This is a genomic window from Niabella digestorum, assembly GCF_036409055.1.
Taxonomy (GTDB): Bacteria; Bacteroidota; Bacteroidia; order Chitinophagales; family Chitinophagaceae; genus Niabella; species Niabella composti.
The window spans coordinates 137,351-155,692 of sequence record NZ_JAZGLY010000002.1 but is presented as its reverse complement, the minus strand read 5'-3'; the positions used below and the strand labels follow the sequence as shown (position 1 = coordinate 155,692).

Genomic DNA, 18,342 nt, shown 5'->3' with positions numbered 1-18,342 from the left:
CTCATTTTATTAATTCAGTTAAAGAAATCTTTTCAAACACCAGATCTGCCTGGCTGCTTTCATATAATATTCCAATAGTTTCATCATCAACCGACGTGATACACGAATAACCTCTACCATTCAACTCATCCAACAATACATACTTATCTGTCGGCCAGGTAAGTCCATCATCAAAGCTTAGTTTTAGCGTAATATTATTCCGATGCGTTTTGGAATTGGGGTTTACAAAAAGTAGCACAGATCTATTCTTCCCGTCCAAAGATTTATAATCGTGTCGGTAAAGACTCGCCATACAAACAGGTTCAGACAAAGCATTTCGGGAAGTAGGGTGTACTTGCCAGGTTTCACCAAGATCTCTTGTAACTGCAACGGTACGACCGTTATCAGGACCAGTAACACCCTTATTAGCATTAGTCCGCATGTTCAACATCAATGCTCCATCTGACAGTTCCACTACAGCACATTCAGTAGTAGATGAGGCAGAGGCAGGCTTACTGGTTTTCCAGGTTTTTCCTCCATCCTTACTATAAGTAATGTTTGAAAAAGCCTTCCCCGTAGCATCCCTCCCCTGTGTGGGAAATACAAGTGTTCCGTCTTTAAGCACAATTCCATTCCCTGGCGCCGGCGCCCACAACCACCATTCTTCTTTTTTACACATTGCAGTTAAATTAATTGGTTGCGACCACGTTTTTCCGTTATCTGTACTCTTCACTAATAAAAATTGTGAAGTTTGCTTCACGTCCAAACCAGGCTGCGACCCCCTATTGCGCCATTGATGGTTCCATACTGTGCTAGTATCGGTAAGTCCTTCAATCCATAGACCGTTGTTATCTAAAACACCATGCATCCACAATCCTGCCACAAAAACAGTATTGCTGTTTTTATCTACCAAAATACAAGGATCTGATACCCCATTAAATTTCTCAGCCAACCCTCCCCACATTCCCATATCCATTATAGGCTGCACGGGCGACCAAGAATTCCCTTTATCTGTACTTCGGCTTAAACCGATATCAATATCCCCTTGCAAATCTCGAGCAGAGGCATAACGCGCGTCATAAATGGCCAGCAAATCACCATTCGGAGCTTTAGCTATTCCTGGAATTCGGGAAGTATGAACATTATCCTGACCTGCAGACCGCACGGCTGTAGCTACACGGCGTGCTGGAACTTTTCCCTCATTTATTTTAAACCATTGACCATCTATATTCACGCTTTGAACAGCCAAATGAATCTCATTCCCCACTTCAGCAGTATGCTTAAGCTGAACCCCCAACCATAGATACTCATACTTCTTCGATAAACGGTATTGCCCGGATATATTAATAATATTATTATTTCCTGCTTCTAATATGTATTGCCCAAAAATCGATGCGCTCGAGAGGTTCTTCTGGGATAAAAAGTTACTATCGGTTGTACCCCAGATTTTTATTCCGACGATATCACTTAAATCAGTCGTTCCGGTCAAATCAATCCGAATAGTTTTCATATAAGCATGAGGATAAGCTTCTGCCCTATTAACACACAGTCGGGTAACAATCGTATGTGTATTTTCTTTTACCACCGGTACCACATAGTGCTTCTGATACACACGCAACACCTGCGCCTGTCCGGCTATCCCCAAAAACACAGCACCTAACAGTGAAATCGTCCTGAGCAATCTTATCATATAAGCAAGCGATAAATTTATTTGTAGTTATGTACTACATAACAAATGTAGACAAAATAATTTACTCTCCAAATTTTTTAAAGAATTTCTATACTTATTTTATTTAGAAGATTTCTGACCCATCCTTTCGAAATGCGGCTTCAAATGCTCGTACATTCCCTTCCTGAACTCATTACTATCGCCTTTTTTTATAATCTCAACCAAATCTCTATGCGTAACACTCCCTGATTTATATTTTTTGCCTTCTAGCTTAATTACATATTCAAATACCGGAAGTAATAATAGCTGAAAACGATGCAAAGTTTCATTGCCACTAATATCATACAGCTTTCCATGAAAAGCAATCTCTTTATTAATTCGAAAGGCCCCTTCTGACTTATGTTTAGCCTTTTCTTCTTTTTCCACTATTTCTTCGAGCTCCTCTATATCCTTAGGAGTAATATTTGCAAATAAAAGCTCGGCAATTCCCATCTCCAACACTAATCGTAGTTCAAATAAATCTTGCAGGGTATCATCATCCATGATGGATGGATATAACATTTTTTCTATTGTTCCTGTAATATCAGGACTAGAAACGACCATACCCACTTTTTTCTTACTCTCTATAAGTCCCATCATTTTAAACTTACTGATAGCCTCCCGTACTACGTTCCGGCTTACACCTAAAGCATTTGCCAATTCAATTTCAGTGGGTAAAGGATCTCCTTTTTTAAAATTATTATCCTTAAAATATTTTTGCAAGCTGAGTTCCACATACTCAGCCATTGATTTTTTATCTATGGGTTTTATTTTATCTAACATATTGTTGTTTTGTAGCACAATTGCACAAAAATATTAAAAGATACAAAAACCTTAACTATCTAATGTAATAATGATATGACAATCGTTCTTATTTTAGCGAAATATCAGCCATCACCGGCAGATGATCGGATAGATCATTTATGAAAACCCGATAATTTTTTACTCTTTTAAGATTAGACTTCTTCACGAATATATAATCAATCTTTCTTTCCGCACGGGGAGCGGGGAATGTAAATACATTACCTGTATCAGTATCCACAAAATACTTTTTAAGATAATTAATTTCAGGCGCTTCAGGCTTAGCATTCAGATCTCCTACAAATATAACCGGCATCTTCTCCTGACGCAGGTAATCAACCACCTCTTGTGCTTGCACCCATCTGCTGCTATCGTCCAAGGCAAAATGTGCCGAAGCCATAATTACTTTTTTACTCTTAGAGATAACAATATCTGCTACAATCATGGCGGTGGATGAAGACTTTGTCCCCTTCAATAACGTTAGACGTTTGTTGCGTATGTTAAGGATAGGATAGCGAGATAAAATACCCATCCCATAAGCGCCCCCCTGATAGGCGTAATGACGCACAAATGCATAATGCATCCCTGTTATCGCAGCCAGTATTTTCATTTGATCAACACCCTTCGTACGAGTGCACACGCTATCCACTTCCTGCAATGCAATAATGTCGGCCCCTGAGTTTTTAATAAAACTACCCATTTCATGCAAACGGTCGGTCTCTTCTCTATCGGCACCATGATGGATATTATAACTCATCACCTTTACCGTTTGGCCTATACACCATTGCAAACCGCAACTATACAACAAAATCAACAAAAACTTAAGACGTAGCATTTATATAAATTTAAATCCATTCAAAGTCCTCGGACTTAGGCATGGCATTGTATGTGGTTGCTACAATAGCAGGTGGGGTACACAGCTTACGCTTCACCGTATCCATCCACGCACCCTCTACAGTAATAACTGCAGCTACCGTATCGTTATTTTTCATTATTGTGTGACGAATAGAGAACCGACTGTAATCTTTTCGGGCTTTTACAAGTTTCAAATCTATAGTAACCTTATCTTCTTGCCTTATCTCCTTCTTGAATATAGCTTCTTCTCTGAACAATATAGGACCGATGTGTAATTCATGCATATTGGTAGTCGAAAGCCCCTGTTCATTTAAGAACGCTATCCGGCAATAACTTCCCCAATCGTAGTAAACACTATGGCGTAGGTGTGCATTCGCATCTAGATCAGACCATCGTATTTGCACTGGCAATATATATTGCTGCATATTTTTGTTTATTTAAAATGCGTACTACCTCAAACCTACACCATTTTAAGAATAAATCAATATGTGAAAAGTATCAAAAACTTTCCTGTGTTTTATAATTATAACAATTTTGATAGGATCATACCGTAGCATACTGCTATTTTTGTACTTTTCCCGAAAGAATATCATGTATAATTATTTATTTATGAAACAAACATTATTCACCGTATTACTCATTTCAATCGTTCTGGGAGCAACTGCTCAAAATACAAGATCTCAATCTCAAAGCGCAACAAAAAAACCTACTAATACATCAGCTCAGCCAAATCAACAGCTTGCATTAATGAACCTAGCAGACTCAGCAAGCTATGCGATTGGATTAACTATTGCGCAATCCTTAACACAAGATTTCAAGGAACTCAATAAAGAAGCTTTTTTAAGCGCCATCAAAGCTACATTCGATAACAAAACCCCACTGTTCTCAGTGGATGACAGTCGCAGCATTTTGATGGAGTTCTCGAAAATAGAGGAGGAAAAAGCAACCTCTGCTTTTCTAGAGAAGAACCAGGCTTTTTTGGAGAAAAACAAAAGCAATCCTAATGTAAAGGTTACAGAAAGCGGATTACAATATGAAATATTAAAAGAAGGCAGTGGTGATAAACCTGCCATCACTGACACTGTAGTATGTAATTATATCGGTATGCTGATAGATAGTACGGAGTTTGATAATTCTTACGAACGAGGAACTCCTTTAACCATTCCGTTAGGAGGTGGTATAATTGCAGGATGGTCTGAAGGCTTACAGTTAATGTCTGTGGGCTCAAAGTATCGTTTTTATATTCCTCATGAATTGGCTTATGGCTTACGCGGAGCACCCCCTACTATTCCCGGAGGTAGCACACTGATATTTGAAATAGAATTATTGGAAGTTAAGAAAAGAAAATAAGCGTCTATTTTAACATAGAAAGCTTTAATCTTTATTACTATTAGCACCGATAGGGATTACAAGTATTGGGATTTGAGTTTCATGTAACATTTTGACCGCGGTTTCCCGACTAAACAATCTAAATAATCCACTATGTTGATGTGTGCCCAATATAATTAAAGCGGCCTGTATTTCTTGAGCATAGTTCAATATTTCATCTTCAGTTTCACCCAAAAAAACTTTAATAGCCTGTGGTTGTAAGGGCATGGATTTGGCTAACATTTCCATGCTCTCCTCTGCAGCTTTCTGCTGCGACTCCATCATTTCTATACCATTAGGGAGCATTGAGCTATCCATACCACTCATAGGATCAAAGAGCGCTGTACCTATATAACTACCGATGGGGGGTACTACATGTACCATATGCAACTCGGCATTATAGCGTTGTGCAATTTCAACCGCTTTAAGTAAAACCCTAGAGCTGTCTTCCTGCAAATCCAGCGCTACAATAAATTTTTCCATGGCAAACCTTTAAAATAACAACAGCAAATTTTGTGCTACAAACATTTAGGACGGAATTATATTAACTTAGTAATAAATTTACAACATTGGTACAACAAAGAGAAGTTTGGTTGCGCGGACAATCTACAGCAGGAATTCATCCGCTGCTACAACCTGTGGTAGATGCCTTACTACAAGCCCGGGAAGAGATCGAAGCCCTTATGCAAGATTTTCCCGATCATTTGCTGTGGGAGCGTCCTGCGGGTTGTGCTTCCGTAGGATTTCATTTATTGCATATAACTGGTGTACTAGACCGTTTAATTACTTATGCTGAAGGGAAAAGTCTAACAGCCGCTCAATTTGAATACCTGCAAAACGAAACTGTACCACAATCAAAGACCGGGAAAGAACTAACCAATATTCTTAATAAACAAATTGACTTAACCATAAACCGCCTGAAGCAGTTTCAAGATCATTTTACAGAGCGCAGAACCGTCGGCAGAGCAGCCCTGCCATCTACCGTTATGGGACTATGTACCCATGCTGCCGAGCATACCATGCGCCATACAGGCCAACTTTTGGTAACAACAAAAATATTATTGCACAATAATAATGTATAGAGGTGCACTTTTCTTAACGCATTCCTTTCAGAATTTCCATCAATTCTTTAATGCCTTCTGTTGCAGGTTTTTCAATAGCTGTGATATTACCTCTATTCCTCACGGAAGGAATATGCTTATCTATTACAAATATGGGTTTACTGGGTGGAACTAAATCTATAAGTCCAGCTGCAGGATATACAACTAAAGAGGTACCTATTACTACGAATATATCAGCCCCCATGGTTATTTGAGCAGCCTTTTCAATCATAGGAACCGCTTCTCCAAACCATACGATATCCGGCCTCAGCTGACCTCCATCCGGAGCTAAGTCACCCAGCTTGATATCACCTTTAATCTCATATGTAGGCGTAAGAGATTTTTCGCTTCTCATCTTAAAAATCTCTCCATGCAGATGAATAACATGGGTTGAGCCACCACGCTCATGCAAATCATCTATATTCTGTGTAATAATATGTACGTTAAAATCTTTTTCTAAATCAGCAAGACCAATATGAGCTGCATTCGGCTGAGCTTTTAATGCCTGTCTGCGCCGCATATTGTAGAACTCAAGCACCAATGCTGGGTTCTTTTTCCACCCCTCCGGCGATGCTACTTCCGTAACATCATATCCCTCCCACAAACCATTACTGTCTCTGAAAGTTTGCAAACCACTCTCGGCACTAATGCCCGCACCACTCAATACAACCAGCTTTTTCTTCATACTTTAATACAAAACGGATAATTAATACAATAATATTAGTCGTATATATAAGGATAAAAGGTTGACAAGCTGTATACATATACACACTCACCAACCTTTTTTCCAAAAGTACTTATTACAATCAATCTTCACCTGCCATTTTTAAAATCAGCTCCCACTCTTCAGGCTTTACCTTTTGTGTGGAGAGCCGTCCCAGGCGCACTAGATCCATATCCTGAAGTTTTTTCTCAGCCTTAATCTGCGCTAGCGTTACAGGCTTTTTCAGCGCTTTCACGGGAGCCACATCCACTGCCACCCAGCGCTCATCATCCGTAGTGGGATCTTGATAAGCCTCTTTTACAATTTTAACAATTCCTACAATTGCGGTCCCTTCATTGCTATGATAAAAAAAAGCTAAGTCCCCTTTTTTCATAGCTTTTAAGTTAAGACGTGCGGCATAATTGCGTACACCATCCCACACAGTACGTTTATCCTTAACCAGCTGATCCCAGCTGTATTTATAGGGTTCAGATTTTAACAACCAGTAAGCCATAACAATAACTTCGAATATTGAGATTATAAGTTTTATATAATAAATTTACCTTCATAAAAATAAACATCATTTGCAACAAATAAGCATCTGGGAAGCGGAAACATTTTATGCGCCGCAGGATATCATCATCATCGGCGCTGGTTTTACGGGATTGTGGACAGCATTTCACATCAAACAAAAATATCCATCGAAGAAAATAGCCATTATTGAACGCGGTTCCACCCCCGATGGGGCCTCTATGCGCAATGCAGGATTTGCCTGTTTTGGAAGTCTTACGGAGATACTCTCAGATATTGCTACAATGGGCGTATCCAAAACGATGCAGTTGCTGAACTGGCGGTACGAAGGGCTACAACAAATTCGCCAATACTTTAATGATACTGCTATAGATTATTATAATTACGGAGGTTATGAACTTCTTTATACCGATACGCCACTGGAGCAGTTAGGAGAAATCAATAAGCTTCTATACGGCATTACATCCGCTACCGAAACCTTTGTACTTAAAGATGATTTAATCGAACAATTTGGTTTTGCGCATACCAACCATATTATCGAAAATAGGTTTGAAGGCGCATTACATCCTGGCAAACTAATGACCGCCTTGCTTGAGAAAGTCATCTCATTGAAGGTACAGATACTATTTGGAACAGAATTAAAAAGTCTTGTCGAAAAATCCGATCACATCACCTTACATACAGCAGATAAGCGCATACTGACTGCCCAGCAGATCATCATTTGCACTAATGCCTTCTCAAAAGTACTTTTACCGGATGCACCAATTGTACCTGCACGTGGGCAAGTATTGATAACCGAACCCATACCCGATTTACCATTTAAGGGGGTGTTTCACTTTGACGAAGGGTATTATTATTTTAGGAATTTGGATAATCGTATATTATTAGGTGGTGCGCGCAATACTTCTTTCGAAACCGAGTATACGCTCGATGCTATAACCACCTTTCCCATTCAGCAAGCCTTGGAACGTTTTCTGAACAACGTCATTCTCCCTAATAGCAACCCCACCATTACACATCGTTGGGCTGGTATAATGGGAATGGGACCGGAAAAATTTCCGATAGTAGAAAAAATAAACGATCGAAAATTTTGTGCCATCAGGCTGGGAGGCATGGGCGTTGCTCTAGCTCCCGTAGTAGGTAAATTAATAGCAGAAATGATATAACAGCAATAACGCCCACCCTCGGTACATAAAAAGATTTTTATGCCTCTAGGGTTCTTACCCCTTCTGCTACCACAGAGGAGAATACACCCGGTTTATACCCTATTTTTTCTTCGTAATAAGCAGTAATCTTTTCACTAAAATCATTAAAACTATCTTTCTTCACCAATGCTATGGCACAACCACCAAAGCCGGCTCCAGTCATACGCGCTCCAATACAATCAGCATAGTTTTTACTGAATGTAACTATGGTATCCAGCTCCTTACCGGATACTTCGTATAAATTTTGTAAAGAGTCGTGCGAAGCATACATCAGTTCACCGAAAGTTTTAATATCTCCCGAAATCAAAGCCTGCTTGGCTTTTTTTACTCTATCATCTTCTGAGATTACATGCAGCGCCCGCTTTTCAATCACGGGGTCGTTGATTAACCCCTTATGCTGATGAAAGGTATCCAATGACACTTCACACAGATGATTTATATTAAGCTTTTCCTGGAGTTTTTTTAGAGCCGTACGACACTCATTAAAACGTTCATTATACTTTGATTCTACCAGTTTGCGAGGCTTATTGGTATTGATAATGGCTAGTACATAATCGCCGATATCAAAGGGCAAATATTCGTACTCCAATGTATCGCAATTTAGTAGCACCGCATGCGCATCTTTACCCATAGCTACTGCAAATTGATCCATAATACCACTATTCAGTCCCATAAAATCATTTTCCACACGCTTACCGAGCAAAGCCAAATCCACCTTACTCATTCCGGCACCGAATAATTCGTTCAATGCATGAGCCGTGAGTACTTCTATCGATGCAGATGAAGAAAGCCCTGAACCAATAGGCAAGTTACCGCTAAATAAGAAATCAAGCCCAGTAAGTTCTATGCCGACTTTAGTGAATTCGTGAATCACGCCCAGTGGATAATTGAACCATTCCGGACCTGTTTTGCTATAAGCACTTTGTAAAGGAACATCTGTTATTTCAGGAAAGTCAAGTGCTCTGAAGCGAAATACATTATCATTATTCTTAGCTACGAGTAATGTAGTCCCCATAGTAATGGCACATGGCATCACCAACCCTCCATTATAATCGATATGTTCGCCTATCAGATTTACACGACCGGGACAAAAAAATATATATTTTGCAGGTTGATTAAATTTCTTTTCAAATTCGGTTTTTAAACGATCAATACTCATATCAATTCAATATTTTTATAAAAATTTTATTATGGTGGAAATAACTGAACAACAACACGGCAAACACCCCAATGGCAAGGACATATTTGTTTATACACTACGTAACAGTAACGACACAATCGTAAAAATCACAAACTATGGCGCCATTATAATGGCGATAAAAATAAAGAAATCTGATAACACTTACAATGATATTGTATTAGGATTTGACGAACCCTCCCAATATTGGAGTGAGGAATACCTGAAACAATATCCTTATTTCGGGGCTGCAATAGGACGTTATGGCAATAGAATTGACAAATCGTCTATCACAATTGACGGTGTTACCTATCAGCTAAACAGCCATAATCCAGAATTTCAGTTGCACGGTGGAGTTGAGGGTTTTGATAAAAAAGTATGGGAACGCATTCCTACTGCTGATGACACACTTGTATTGCAATACATCAGCCCCGATGGCGAAGAAGGGTTTCCGGGCGAGCTCACCACCCAGATTATCTTTAAACTAAACGATAGCGACGAACTTAGCTACGAATATAAAGCTACCACTACAAAGCCTACAGCAGTAAATCTTACACACCACAGTTATTTTAACCTGAACAATGGCGAAGGCGATATTCATACACATCGTTTGAGAATAAACGCCAGTAACTATCTAGAGCAGGATAAAAACTACTGCACTACCGGAAAGGTATTGCCTGTAAAGGGCACCCGCAACGATTTCACCTCATTCAATGAAACAGGCAAAATTGAAAATGCGGAGAAAGGAATCGATATAAGCTTTCCACTAGATCAGGTAGGTATCGAGCATGTAGCTGCCGAAGCCGAATTTAATGGAACAAAATTGCAAGTATTTACTACAGAGCCATTGGTGCACCTATATAATGCCTGCGGCTCTCCGGAGATAAAAGGCAAAAACGGCACTCTATACAAACCCTTCTCAGGTTTTTGTTTTGAAACACAGAAACACCCCAACGCCATAAGAGTTGAAGGATTCCCCAATACGATTCTAAGACCGGGAGAAGAATACTATACTAAAACCATCTATAGAATCACTACTACTTAAAGTGCATCTGAGAAATACTGAATTTCATCCTGCAAGTTGAGGAAAGTATATTTTGCCGCAAGCGCTTGGGCTCTCTCATAGTGTACTTTTAAAAATTGCTTATGAGCATTTGTGTGAGGGTGCATGGGCCGGTGCTTGCGTGCAATGGTAATTTGCTTTACCTCCTTCATTATCTGCTGCGATGCTTCATCAATACATGAAGTTGTAAACTTTTCCAATACAAATTCTGTAGCCGGATAGTTGGGATGTGCCATATCTATATCATAAAAACGATAATCACGCAATACATCAATCACTAACTCATAAGCGGGAAAATAATAGATATCGGGAAATTTATCTACCATATGATGCACGGCTTCAAGTAGCCTAGCTTTACTGCGGTTATTGGCAATTACCCCATCTCTTAAATGTCGTACGGGACTAACTGTGAAGATGATTTTTGCTTTAGGATTAAATGCCCTAAGGCGATGATATGTATTGTCCATTGCAGCAATGATTTCATCTATTCCTAACAGCTTTTTAAAGAACCATTGCCCCGGTGCCCGATGACAGTTAGCGACATGAAGCCCCACTTTTGCTTTTTCGGGATTTTCTTCCGTAAGTACATACGAAAATGCTGACCCCAAAGTAATAATTACCCAGTCGGCATTTTTAAGAAATTCATGCGCTTGCTCCACACTATTATTGACCTCCTGTAGTACTACCTCTTTATTCATATCCGAAAACCGGGAATGATGATGCCAGGAGTTCCAAAGCTCATTAAGGAAGAACAAATCCTCCTCCTTATATTTTTTGTTTTCAATATAAGCTATCAGACTATGATGCACACTGAAAGGTTCAAACAGTATCCCGTGAGGATTTTGCAGTACATCAAACTTATGTTCTGCCAGAGCATTCCCTATATGTTCCGTAAAACAGGAACCAATCAGGAGTAGCTTCTGACCATAACTGATGGGCTCCGGCAGTTTCGGAATTTGTATGGGCGTCATAAAATCCATAGGGAAAACCGTTATGCTTTTTGCGAATTAGATAATTACAGATCTCTTTGCTTCATTACTTCGTATAAAATCATTCCCGTCGCAACAGAAACATTCAAACTCTCAAAATTGTTCTTCATGGGAATGCTGATATTCTCATCGCACACCTTTAATAATGCCGGATAAACACCTTTTTCTTCACTACCCATTACTATAGCAGCGGGAACGGTAAAATCACAATCATAAATACATTTGGAAGCTGTCATTTCGCTGGCAAACACCTTAATACCATTCATATGCAGCTCATCTACAGCCTTCATCAAGCTGTTGACACGACATACCGGTATCTCTTCCAAGGCCCCTGCTGAAGTAAGAATGGCATCATCATTCAATGCCCCTACTCCCCTGTCTGGAATAATAATGGCATGTACGCCGCAGCACCACGCTGTACGGGCAATACCGCCGATATTTCGTATATCCGTAATGCCGTCTAAGATCAGCAATAAAGGCACCTCACCTTTTTCCACGACAAAGGAAATAATGTCCTGAAGATTTTGATATTGCACACGCGCTATCTGAGCAATGCATCCGCCGTGATTTCCTACATTAAAGCTCTGGAGTTTTTGAGCAGGAACGTAGTTTACCGGAACACCAAATTGAGCAGCCAGCTTTTTTATAGCAGCCTGTTCACTACCTCGTAGCTGATTATCCAGATAAATTCTGTCCAGCGCCTTGCCACTGTGCAATGCATCCTTAATTGCCTCTAAACCCGCAATCAACGAGTTTTTTTTAGGCCGATATTGACCTCTAAATTTTTTCACAGAACAAAGAAAACAAAAAGTAGAGACTTTTTACCGAGCCATAGCAAAATAAAGCCTCTAGCCCGTTATTTTAAAATAAGGGGTGAAAGTTTGCTATCCATCCACAATAATGCTTTTATGGAAAGATATATTAGGAGGGCAAGAATCAGTAGCATCGTTAAAATGATAGATAATACCACCGGCTTAGCACTTCCTTGATGCTTACCTTCAGTATAATGTTCTGTTAATAATTTCAAATTTCGGGTATTGGCTTTATAGGCGAAGTCAAAAACAGCCCCTACTAAAGGGATGGCTCCAACCAACGCATCCAGAGTAATATTCCACAACATTTTTGCGGCTACCCTACCTGAGGCGCCGTGGCGTATCATGGTAATGACCAATGTTGCAGAAATCACATATGCCCCCACATCTCCTACAACCGGAATTAAACCCAGAATCGGATCCAGCCCGAAACGGAATCTGCCGATAGCAAACTGTTCATCCATAAGTTTGGTTACCTGACGAACCATTTTGAGACGGGGGTCCGAAGATAGCTGCTCCGACAATTGGTGTTTTTTCATTGAGCATTAAATATTAGTGTTTACAGCTCTTTGGCAAGCATCATCAATTGTAATTTTTGTATCGCTACAATAGAAATAGAGTCTGTAATAGTACCGTCATTAATCATTGCTACAGCCTCTGCAAATGGTACTCGTTTAATACGGATATCTTCTGTTTCTTCGGGTGCCGCCACGCCCTGCTGTAAGTCTGTCGCAAGGAAAATTATTCCTTTTTCATCACAAATGGAGTTCGACAAATGCACCTGCATGATCTCCCGCCAGGAACGGGCCGTGAGCCCGGCTTCTTCCAGCAATTCCCTCTTAGCGGCATCTAAATAACTCTCACCCTTAGGGCAGCCGCCCTCAGGAATTTCCCAGCTATAGGCATCTAATGCAAACCGATATTGCCCTACTAAATAGATGTGCATCTCCTCGTCAAGCGCGATAATTCCAATGGCTGTGTTTTTAAAATGCACCTTTCCATAAATACCCTTTCCTCCTCCCGGATTAATCACGTCATATTCCGTCAGTGTAATCCAAGGATTATCATAGATAGGTTTTTCTTTTAAAATAGTCCAGGGATTCGTTATTTTATCCATTAATTTGTGGTTCGATGTTTGTTATATAAAAATAGTCATTCGAAATTCAGGATAATTTTTGTAATTGTTAAATTATCTTTTGTGCTACTTTTATTTCTAAACCTCAAAAATTATACGAATATGAAAAAAGTTCAGTTGTTGGTTTGCGGATTGTTTGCTACAATGGTTCTTATCTCTTGTGGAAATAGCGCCAACTCAGACGCCGAAACCACACATGGAGAAGAAGCCGTAACTACTGAAGCCGATGCCAACCTTCCCGCAGCAGAGGGTACCTTGGTAGCTACAGCCAACCTGATGTCTACTGCTGATTCTACGCAACCTGTGGGAACAGCCAATTTCTATCAATTAGAAAATAACCAAATCCGCCTAGATGTAGTAATTGATTATAAAGATAGAGCCGACAGCAACGTTGCTGTACATTTTCATGAACACGGCGACTGTGGCAATAAAGGAGATAATTCCCATGGTCACTGGAACCCCACTAATGAAAACCATGGCGAATGGGGTTCGGCCTCTTATCACTTAGGTGATATTGGTAATATTCAACTAGACGCCAATGGACATGGTACCAAATCAGTAACTACCGATAAATGGAGCGTATCCGGCGGTGACAATGACATCATTGGCAAGGCCATTATCGTGCACGGTGGCACAGACGACTATACTACACAACCAACTGGTAATTCTGGACCTCGCGTAGGTTGTGGCGTTATCACAAAAATTTAATCCATACAAGGTTCTATGATTGTATCTCGAATAGAGTTATCCTTCCCGGGGTAACTCTATTCATTTTTGCACCACCCCTGTACGCATAAACACAGGAAAGTGAACTGTAAGAGCAGGTGCATCGCCCCAATAGCGGTGCAGTTCAGGCTTAATAATATCTACAGGATTTTCCTGTTTATCATGCATATAATGCTTTACAGCAGACCAGGTATTGAAATAACCGATGAGTTGTGCAAAGGTCCAATTATAAGATATTGTCAGCTCAGGAGAAGATATCTCCTCAAACGGGAAAGGTATTGTCTTGTAAGCCTCATCAATATATTTTCTTTCCGAGTCCCAATATGGCCCCACAATCTCCTTATAAAATACTTGAATAACCTCATCTATAGGATGATGAAATCGTAACACGCCATACCCAATCGCACACAACACCGCATCTGGTTTAGATACACGAACCACTTCCTTGTAAAAGCGTTCAAAATCGAACCAGTGAATGGCTTGCGCTACTGTAATCAGATTAAATATATCATCAGGAAAGTTGGTCTCTTCTGCGGGTTGAACAGAATAGAGAATATTAGGTACTTTAAGTGCTTTATCAATTTGTGCTTGACTAATATCAGTAGCCATTACTTGATGAAAACTTTTGGAGAGTTCAAAAGCTACCTGACCATTGCCGGTGCCTACATCCCAGGCATTATTATGACATCGCACGATTGAATAAAGAAAATCGAACAATTTTTGAGGATAAGAAGGCCTGTATTGAGCATAGAGATCAGCTACTGAGGAAAAGTTGTCTTTCATGGTTTGCTAAAGTTACGCCCAAATAAAACAATCTTAAAGCTGCCTCGCAGAGAAAGCAGCTTCAAGATTTATGCACCGCATTTTTACTTTACATCCATACGCGAACTAATAGCTATTCTATTCCACGCATTAATGGTAACAATAGCCATAATGATGTGAGCAATGTATTGGTCTGAAAAATATTTCTTAGCTTCCTGATAAGTAGCTTCAGTTAATCCCTGATTTTGGATAAGCGTAATTTCTTCCGTCATAGCAAGGATAATACGCTCTTCATCAGTAAACAATCCTGTCTCTTTCCAGGCATCCAGAAGAAAAATTCTTCGCGGTGTTTCGCCTATATTCAACGCATCTTTTGTATGCTTATCAATGCAAAATGCACAGCCATTTATTTGCGAACCACGAATTTTAATAAGCTCAAAATGTACGGGATCGAGTTCCGAATGTTTCAGATAGTCCTCGAGTGTGAATATTTTTTCATAGGCCTTTGGTGCCAACTCACGAATATTGAATCTCTGTGCCATAATATTTAGATTTTTAGTATGGCGCAAAGCTATTCGCCGCATATCACAAACTTCTTAAACTGGTTTAAGACTGCAGATGCTTCTTGATTTCACTAAGATATTCGGGCGTCATATTGAGAAAAGATGCGAGTAGATGCTGCGGAACTCTTTTCACAAATTCTGGAAAATTTCGACTAAAATGTACAAAAAGCTCTTCCCGTGAAAAGTCAAAAAGATATTTTAATCGGTACAAAGATGCTGCATAAGCTTTCTGATAAACGATTCTGAAGTAACGCTCCAACATAGGAAACTGTGTAAGCAAATTTTCCTGCTGTTGAGTGGTGATTTGCAAAACCGTTGTAGGCTCAACAGCTTGTATAGAAAATTCAGAAGTTGTTTTTTCTGCAAATGCCATATAATCGGTGAGCCACCAGTTTTCAATAGCAAATTGTACGGTTTGCTCTATTCCTTTTTCATTGATAAAAAACATCCTCAAGCAACCCTCAATCACAAAATAATGATACTTGCAGCGAGTATTGCTTGGCAGTAAAATATCTTTCTTAGGATATTGTTGTTCTTCAAAATAAGACAGCACCTGCACTTCGTTCAATGTACTGACCTGAATAATTTTTTGTACATGAGTGATGAAAGGATGAGCCATGTCCTAAAGTTATTTTTTTCAGCGCAATTCATAAATAGTGCTTTACAAGTCACCTCCGGTGGGCATTTCTTATCCCGAAATAATAAGCCCAAAGAATGAACAATATTTGAAGCAGAACACGAAAAACTAAATATTCTGTGCCCGGTCCCTGGTAGGTGGCACGTTGATAATCTACATGATGTAACGCTGCATAAATATTGGCGGGAAGTACCAGAAAGAAAAATACTATCAGCAGATATGCGGATAATTTTCTCCACTTAGCAAAAAATAATCCCGCAGCGCCCAGTATTTCCAATATTCCTGTTAGTATAATGAGTTCGCTCTTATAGGGCACAATATTGGGCAGCATCATACTCATCCCTTCAACAAAAGCAAAATGCCCAATTGCGGTGAAGCAAAGCATCGCTGCCAATCCTACACGACCAGAAATATAAAAAGCGTTCTCTTTACGCGATAGTTTCAGAATTACCCAAGCAATACCAAATGCCAACAGTTGTATAATGAGAGGCTTCATAGTTTTTTACACAAAAGTCGTCATCAGTATTCAGGTAAAAAATGAACTTGGGTTAATTAATGCGCCTTCCGCCAGTTACTTTTTTTAGCAATCCGCGCTCTAATTCTGCTGAGCGCCTGCGGTGTTACTCCGATATAGGAAGCAAGATATTTCAATGGAATATGTTGGATTAATTCAGGTTTTTCGGCTAATAACTCAGCATATCGCTTTTCTGCAGAGTCTACTAATAAGGACAACTCTCGCTTTGACTTTTTTAGAAATAATTCCTCACTGGCCATCCGCCCTATAAAATTACCTATCTGCGTTCCCTTATACACTTCCTGGAGATCATTATAATGAATACGCCAGAGAATGGTTGGGGCCAATGTTTCTACTTGATAAACCGAAGGTTGCTGTGTCAAGAAAGAATCGTAGGCACTATAAAAATTATTCTCAAATATAAAGGTGAAAGTCAATTCTTTTTCTTCCTGCGGAATATAAAAACGAATCAACCCTTTTTCAATAAAAGAAAGATAGTGCTCAGTGTCGCCGGCTTTAAGTATGACGTGGTTTTTAGGGAATTCAATTTGATGCAGTTTGGATGAAAAAATATTCCAGTCCTCTTCGGAGATAGCAAATCGTTCTTCAAAATATTTGCGTATCTGCAGCATAATAGACTTCCCTCAATAATTTGAACTTTAATTTTTCATGCGAAAACATCAGCCACTGTAAACATCTAACATTTGTATCTCTAAGACCATCCTTTTGTTAGGCATTGTTTTGTGAAAGCCGCTCTAACGAAACTTCGTCTAGGTATATTTTACTATCCTTTTCGCGGATGCTATTGGCTCTAATTACCCGAAAATAAAAAATATTAGCGAGTGAAGAATCTATAATAGCTTATTATGATATCACTCCTTTCGCAAATGCTGCTTAAAATACACAAAATGATATTCAATACTACTATGCCAATAATTACCATCATGCCGTCCGGGAGCTTGCATAAATGTAACAGGGATATTCATAACCTCGCAATATTTCTTCAGATCTTCCGTCAGTGGATAGAGCGGATCTTCGATACCGCAATCGATTAAAAAGGCACGATTAAAATCAGGGTATTCTTTTATCAATTTTATAATCTTATAAGAAGACCAATCGTAAATCTTAGGATCACCAAATACTTTTTCAGCGTCGCGACGTAAACGGTCGTTTTTCCAGAAAGCAAAACTATACTCTAAAAATTTATCAGGATCAATGTGCAATGCACCACTCGTGGCTGCTGCGGTATTATAGTAATCAGTATGCCGGATGAAATGATACAGTGCCCCAAATCCACCCATACTCAATCCACTTATAAATATATTTTTATCATCCACTGGAATTAGCTGATGAATTTTGGGCACAAGTTCTTCATAGAAAAAATCTTCATACTGCGAAGAGGGATCTACAGGGCTGTTCAAATAAAACGTTGCAAAGCCTTCAGGAGTAACGATAGCAAAACCATATTGATCCGCCAGTTGCTGCAAATTAATGATAGAGGACCATTGCATGTAATGTTCGCTATATCCATGCAGAAGGTATACTACAGGGAATTTGCGATCGGATGTCGAATGTCTAGGTTTATAAACTAATACAGTATCTGGTTGTTTTAAATACTTTGAACGAATAACCAGAGTATCCTGAGCATAAATGTTAAGTGCTGCAAAAATCAATACAATGATAGCAATACTTTTCTCAATTTCTACTTTCATAA

At 39.5% G+C, this 18,342-nt stretch carries 23 protein-coding genes; 5 read left to right on the top strand and 18 right to left on the bottom strand.

The features are described from left to right. Nucleotide 1: 1 nt before the first annotated feature. The 4 genes from V2H41_RS03400 to V2H41_RS03385 all read right to left on the bottom strand — a co-directional run bounded on the left by V2H41_RS03400 (nucleotide 2) and on the right by V2H41_RS03385 (nucleotide 3,768). Nucleotides 2–1,669 carry an exo-alpha-sialidase gene (locus tag V2H41_RS03400; protein ID WP_330973719.1) on the bottom strand — a complete coding sequence of 556 codons (1,668 nt, stop codon included), beginning with the start codon at nucleotides 1,667–1,669 and terminating at the stop codon, nucleotides 2–4. Nucleotides 1,670–1,768: 99 nt separating this feature from the next. Continuing rightward, entirely contained in the window at nucleotides 1,769–2,470 is a 702-nt protein-coding gene (locus V2H41_RS03395) for a FadR/GntR family transcriptional regulator (RefSeq protein WP_330973718.1), read from the bottom strand. An 88-nt stretch (nucleotides 2,471–2,558) separates the two neighbouring features. Further along, nucleotides 2,559–3,323 (bottom strand): endonuclease/exonuclease/phosphatase family protein, encoded by a 765-nt coding sequence (locus V2H41_RS03390; protein WP_330973717.1) that lies wholly within the window; start codon nucleotides 3,321–3,323, stop codon nucleotides 2,559–2,561. A gap of 10 nt (nucleotides 3,324–3,333) precedes the next feature. After that, nucleotides 3,334–3,768, bottom strand: coding sequence for an acyl-CoA thioesterase (locus V2H41_RS03385; protein WP_330973716.1), 435 nt, complete (start codon nucleotides 3,766–3,768; stop codon nucleotides 3,334–3,336). 184 nt (nucleotides 3,769–3,952) lie between these two features. On the opposite strand from V2H41_RS03385, the gene V2H41_RS03380 reads away from it, so the two are divergent. Continuing rightward, entirely contained in the window at nucleotides 3,953–4,693 is a 741-nt protein-coding gene (locus V2H41_RS03380; RefSeq protein WP_330973715.1) for an FKBP-type peptidyl-prolyl cis-trans isomerase, read from the top strand. A 24-nt stretch (nucleotides 4,694–4,717) separates the two neighbouring features. Here V2H41_RS03380 and V2H41_RS03375 read toward each other — a convergent pair whose 3' ends face one another. Further along, the gene (locus V2H41_RS03375) at nucleotides 4,718–5,194 is read right to left on the bottom strand and encodes a universal stress protein (protein ID WP_330973714.1); all 477 of its coding nucleotides are present in this window, start codon (nucleotides 5,192–5,194) and stop codon (nucleotides 4,718–4,720) included. Between the two features lie 86 nt (nucleotides 5,195–5,280). Between V2H41_RS03375 and V2H41_RS03370 the strand changes: the two genes are divergently transcribed. Then, a complete protein-coding gene (locus tag V2H41_RS03370) occupies nucleotides 5,281–5,793 on the top strand; it encodes a DinB family protein (protein ID WP_330973713.1) in 513 nt (170 codons plus the stop codon). Between the two features lie 13 nt (nucleotides 5,794–5,806). Here V2H41_RS03370 and V2H41_RS03365 read toward each other — a convergent pair whose 3' ends face one another. Next, entirely contained in the window at nucleotides 5,807–6,496 is a 690-nt protein-coding gene (locus V2H41_RS03365) for an SIR2 family NAD-dependent protein deacylase (RefSeq protein WP_330973712.1), read from the bottom strand. A gap of 121 nt (nucleotides 6,497–6,617) precedes the next feature. After that, complete coding sequence (locus tag V2H41_RS03360; RefSeq protein ID WP_330973711.1) at nucleotides 6,618–7,028, bottom strand: EVE domain-containing protein; 411 nt, start codon at nucleotides 7,026–7,028, stop codon at nucleotides 6,618–6,620. 70 nt (nucleotides 7,029–7,098) lie between these two features. Between V2H41_RS03360 and V2H41_RS03355 the strand changes: the two genes are divergently transcribed. After that, a complete protein-coding gene (locus V2H41_RS03355) occupies nucleotides 7,099–8,211 on the top strand; it encodes an NAD(P)/FAD-dependent oxidoreductase (protein WP_330973710.1) in 1,113 nt (370 codons plus the stop codon). A 37-nt stretch (nucleotides 8,212–8,248) separates the two neighbouring features. On the opposite strand, the gene V2H41_RS03350 is transcribed toward V2H41_RS03355, so the two are convergent. Then, nucleotides 8,249–9,409 (bottom strand): galactokinase, encoded by a 1,161-nt coding sequence (locus V2H41_RS03350; protein WP_330973709.1) that lies wholly within the window; start codon nucleotides 9,407–9,409, stop codon nucleotides 8,249–8,251. Between the two features lie 31 nt (nucleotides 9,410–9,440). On the opposite strand from V2H41_RS03350, the gene V2H41_RS03345 reads away from it, so the two are divergent. Next, nucleotides 9,441–10,472: an aldose epimerase family protein gene (locus V2H41_RS03345; RefSeq protein WP_330973708.1), complete on the top strand. Its 1,032-nt coding sequence runs from the start codon at nucleotides 9,441–9,443 to the stop codon at nucleotides 10,470–10,472. Here the strand turns inward: V2H41_RS03345 and V2H41_RS03340 are convergent. The 4 genes from V2H41_RS03340 to V2H41_RS03325 form a co-directional block, all read right to left on the bottom strand. Continuing rightward, on the bottom strand, nucleotides 10,469–11,470 hold the full coding sequence (locus V2H41_RS03340) for a GSCFA domain-containing protein (protein WP_330973707.1): 1,002 nt from the start codon (nucleotides 11,468–11,470) through the stop codon (nucleotides 10,469–10,471). The genes V2H41_RS03345 and V2H41_RS03340 overlap by 4 nt on opposite strands. Nucleotides 11,471–11,505: 35 nt before the next feature. Continuing rightward, a complete protein-coding gene (gene rlmB / locus V2H41_RS03335; protein ID WP_330973706.1) occupies nucleotides 11,506–12,228 on the bottom strand; it encodes a 23S rRNA (guanosine(2251)-2'-O)-methyltransferase RlmB in 723 nt (240 codons plus the stop codon). 107 nt (nucleotides 12,229–12,335) lie between these two features. Then, nucleotides 12,336–12,830 (bottom strand): DUF4112 domain-containing protein, encoded by a 495-nt coding sequence (locus V2H41_RS03330; RefSeq protein WP_330973705.1) that lies wholly within the window; start codon nucleotides 12,828–12,830, stop codon nucleotides 12,336–12,338. A gap of 20 nt (nucleotides 12,831–12,850) precedes the next feature. Next, complete coding sequence (locus V2H41_RS03325; RefSeq protein ID WP_330973704.1) at nucleotides 12,851–13,408, bottom strand: NUDIX hydrolase; 558 nt, start codon at nucleotides 13,406–13,408, stop codon at nucleotides 12,851–12,853. Between the two features lie 120 nt (nucleotides 13,409–13,528). Here V2H41_RS03325 and V2H41_RS03320 point away from each other — a divergent pair, with 120 nt between their 5' ends. Further along, entirely contained in the window at nucleotides 13,529–14,134 is a 606-nt protein-coding gene (locus V2H41_RS03320; protein ID WP_330973703.1) for a superoxide dismutase family protein, read from the top strand. Nucleotides 14,135–14,194: 60 nt separating this feature from the next. Here the strand turns inward: V2H41_RS03320 and V2H41_RS03315 are convergent, their stop codons facing one another. From V2H41_RS03315 to V2H41_RS03290, 6 genes are all read right to left on the bottom strand, one after another. Continuing rightward, entirely contained in the window at nucleotides 14,195–14,935 is a 741-nt protein-coding gene (locus V2H41_RS03315) for a class I SAM-dependent methyltransferase (protein ID WP_330973702.1), read from the bottom strand. Between the two features lie 83 nt (nucleotides 14,936–15,018). Then, on the bottom strand, nucleotides 15,019–15,456 hold the full coding sequence (locus V2H41_RS03310; RefSeq protein WP_330973701.1) for a carboxymuconolactone decarboxylase family protein: 438 nt from the start codon (nucleotides 15,454–15,456) through the stop codon (nucleotides 15,019–15,021). Nucleotides 15,457–15,520: 64 nt separating this feature from the next. Then, nucleotides 15,521–16,096: a Crp/Fnr family transcriptional regulator gene (locus V2H41_RS03305; RefSeq protein ID WP_330973700.1), complete on the bottom strand. Its 576-nt coding sequence runs from the start codon at nucleotides 16,094–16,096 to the stop codon at nucleotides 15,521–15,523. 49 nt (nucleotides 16,097–16,145) lie between these two features. Continuing rightward, nucleotides 16,146–16,610: a DoxX family protein gene (locus V2H41_RS03300; protein WP_330973699.1), complete on the bottom strand. Its 465-nt coding sequence runs from the start codon at nucleotides 16,608–16,610 to the stop codon at nucleotides 16,146–16,148. Between the two features lie 56 nt (nucleotides 16,611–16,666). Continuing rightward, the gene (locus tag V2H41_RS03295) at nucleotides 16,667–17,260 is read right to left on the bottom strand and encodes a Crp/Fnr family transcriptional regulator (protein WP_330973698.1); all 594 of its coding nucleotides are present in this window, start codon (nucleotides 17,258–17,260) and stop codon (nucleotides 16,667–16,669) included. Between the two features lie 240 nt (nucleotides 17,261–17,500). After that, nucleotides 17,501–18,340, bottom strand: a complete 840-nt coding sequence (locus tag V2H41_RS03290; protein WP_330973697.1) for an alpha/beta hydrolase — start codon at nucleotides 18,338–18,340, stop codon at nucleotides 17,501–17,503. Between the last annotated feature and the right edge of the window lie 2 nt (nucleotides 18,341–18,342).

Excerpts from the sequence above, each read along its gene's own strand:
- V2H41_RS03305 (WP_330973700.1), bottom strand. The coding sequence starts at position 16,096 with ATGGCTCATCCTTTCATCACTCATGTACAAAAAATTATTCAGGTCAGT.
- V2H41_RS03380 (WP_330973715.1), top strand. The coding sequence starts at position 3,953 with ATGAAACAAACATTATTCACCGTATTACTCATTTCAATCGTTCTGGGA.
- V2H41_RS03310 (WP_330973701.1), bottom strand. The coding sequence starts at position 15,456 with ATGGCACAGAGATTCAATATTCGTGAGTTGGCACCAAAGGCCTATGAA.
- V2H41_RS03390 (WP_330973717.1), bottom strand. The coding sequence starts at position 3,323 with ATGCTACGTCTTAAGTTTTTGTTGATTTTGTTGTATAGTTGCGGTTTG.
- V2H41_RS03365 (WP_330973712.1), bottom strand. The coding sequence starts at position 6,496 with ATGAAGAAAAAGCTGGTTGTATTGAGTGGTGCGGGCATTAGTGCCGAG.
- V2H41_RS03350 (WP_330973709.1), bottom strand. The coding sequence starts at position 9,409 with ATGAGTATTGATCGTTTAAAAACCGAATTTGAAAAGAAATTTAATCAA.
- V2H41_RS03325 (WP_330973704.1), bottom strand. The coding sequence starts at position 13,408 with ATGGATAAAATAACGAATCCCTGGACTATTTTAAAAGAAAAACCTATC.
- V2H41_RS03345 (WP_330973708.1), top strand. The coding sequence starts at position 9,441 with ATGGTGGAAATAACTGAACAACAACACGGCAAACACCCCAATGGCAAG.
- V2H41_RS03330 (WP_330973705.1), bottom strand. The coding sequence starts at position 12,830 with ATGAAAAAACACCAATTGTCGGAGCAGCTATCTTCGGACCCCCGTCTC.
- V2H41_RS03340 (WP_330973707.1), bottom strand. The coding sequence starts at position 11,470 with ATGGATTTTATGACGCCCATACAAATTCCGAAACTGCCGGAGCCCATC.
- V2H41_RS03315 (WP_330973702.1), bottom strand. The coding sequence starts at position 14,935 with ATGAAAGACAACTTTTCCTCAGTAGCTGATCTCTATGCTCAATACAGG.
- V2H41_RS03295 (WP_330973698.1), bottom strand. The coding sequence starts at position 17,260 with ATGCTGCAGATACGCAAATATTTTGAAGAACGATTTGCTATCTCCGAA.
- V2H41_RS03375 (WP_330973714.1), bottom strand. The coding sequence starts at position 5,194 with ATGGAAAAATTTATTGTAGCGCTGGATTTGCAGGAAGACAGCTCTAGG.
- V2H41_RS03385 (WP_330973716.1), bottom strand. The coding sequence starts at position 3,768 with ATGCAGCAATATATATTGCCAGTGCAAATACGATGGTCTGATCTAGAT.
- V2H41_RS03400 (WP_330973719.1), bottom strand. The coding sequence starts at position 1,669 with ATGATAAGATTGCTCAGGACGATTTCACTGTTAGGTGCTGTGTTTTTG.
- V2H41_RS03360 (WP_330973711.1), bottom strand. The coding sequence starts at position 7,028 with ATGGCTTACTGGTTGTTAAAATCTGAACCCTATAAATACAGCTGGGAT.
- V2H41_RS03320 (WP_330973703.1), top strand. The coding sequence starts at position 13,529 with ATGAAAAAAGTTCAGTTGTTGGTTTGCGGATTGTTTGCTACAATGGTT.
- V2H41_RS03300 (WP_330973699.1), bottom strand. The coding sequence starts at position 16,610 with ATGAAGCCTCTCATTATACAACTGTTGGCATTTGGTATTGCTTGGGTA.
- V2H41_RS03395 (WP_330973718.1), bottom strand. The coding sequence starts at position 2,470 with ATGTTAGATAAAATAAAACCCATAGATAAAAAATCAATGGCTGAGTAT.
- V2H41_RS03290 (WP_330973697.1), bottom strand. The coding sequence starts at position 18,340 with ATGAAAGTAGAAATTGAGAAAAGTATTGCTATCATTGTATTGATTTTT.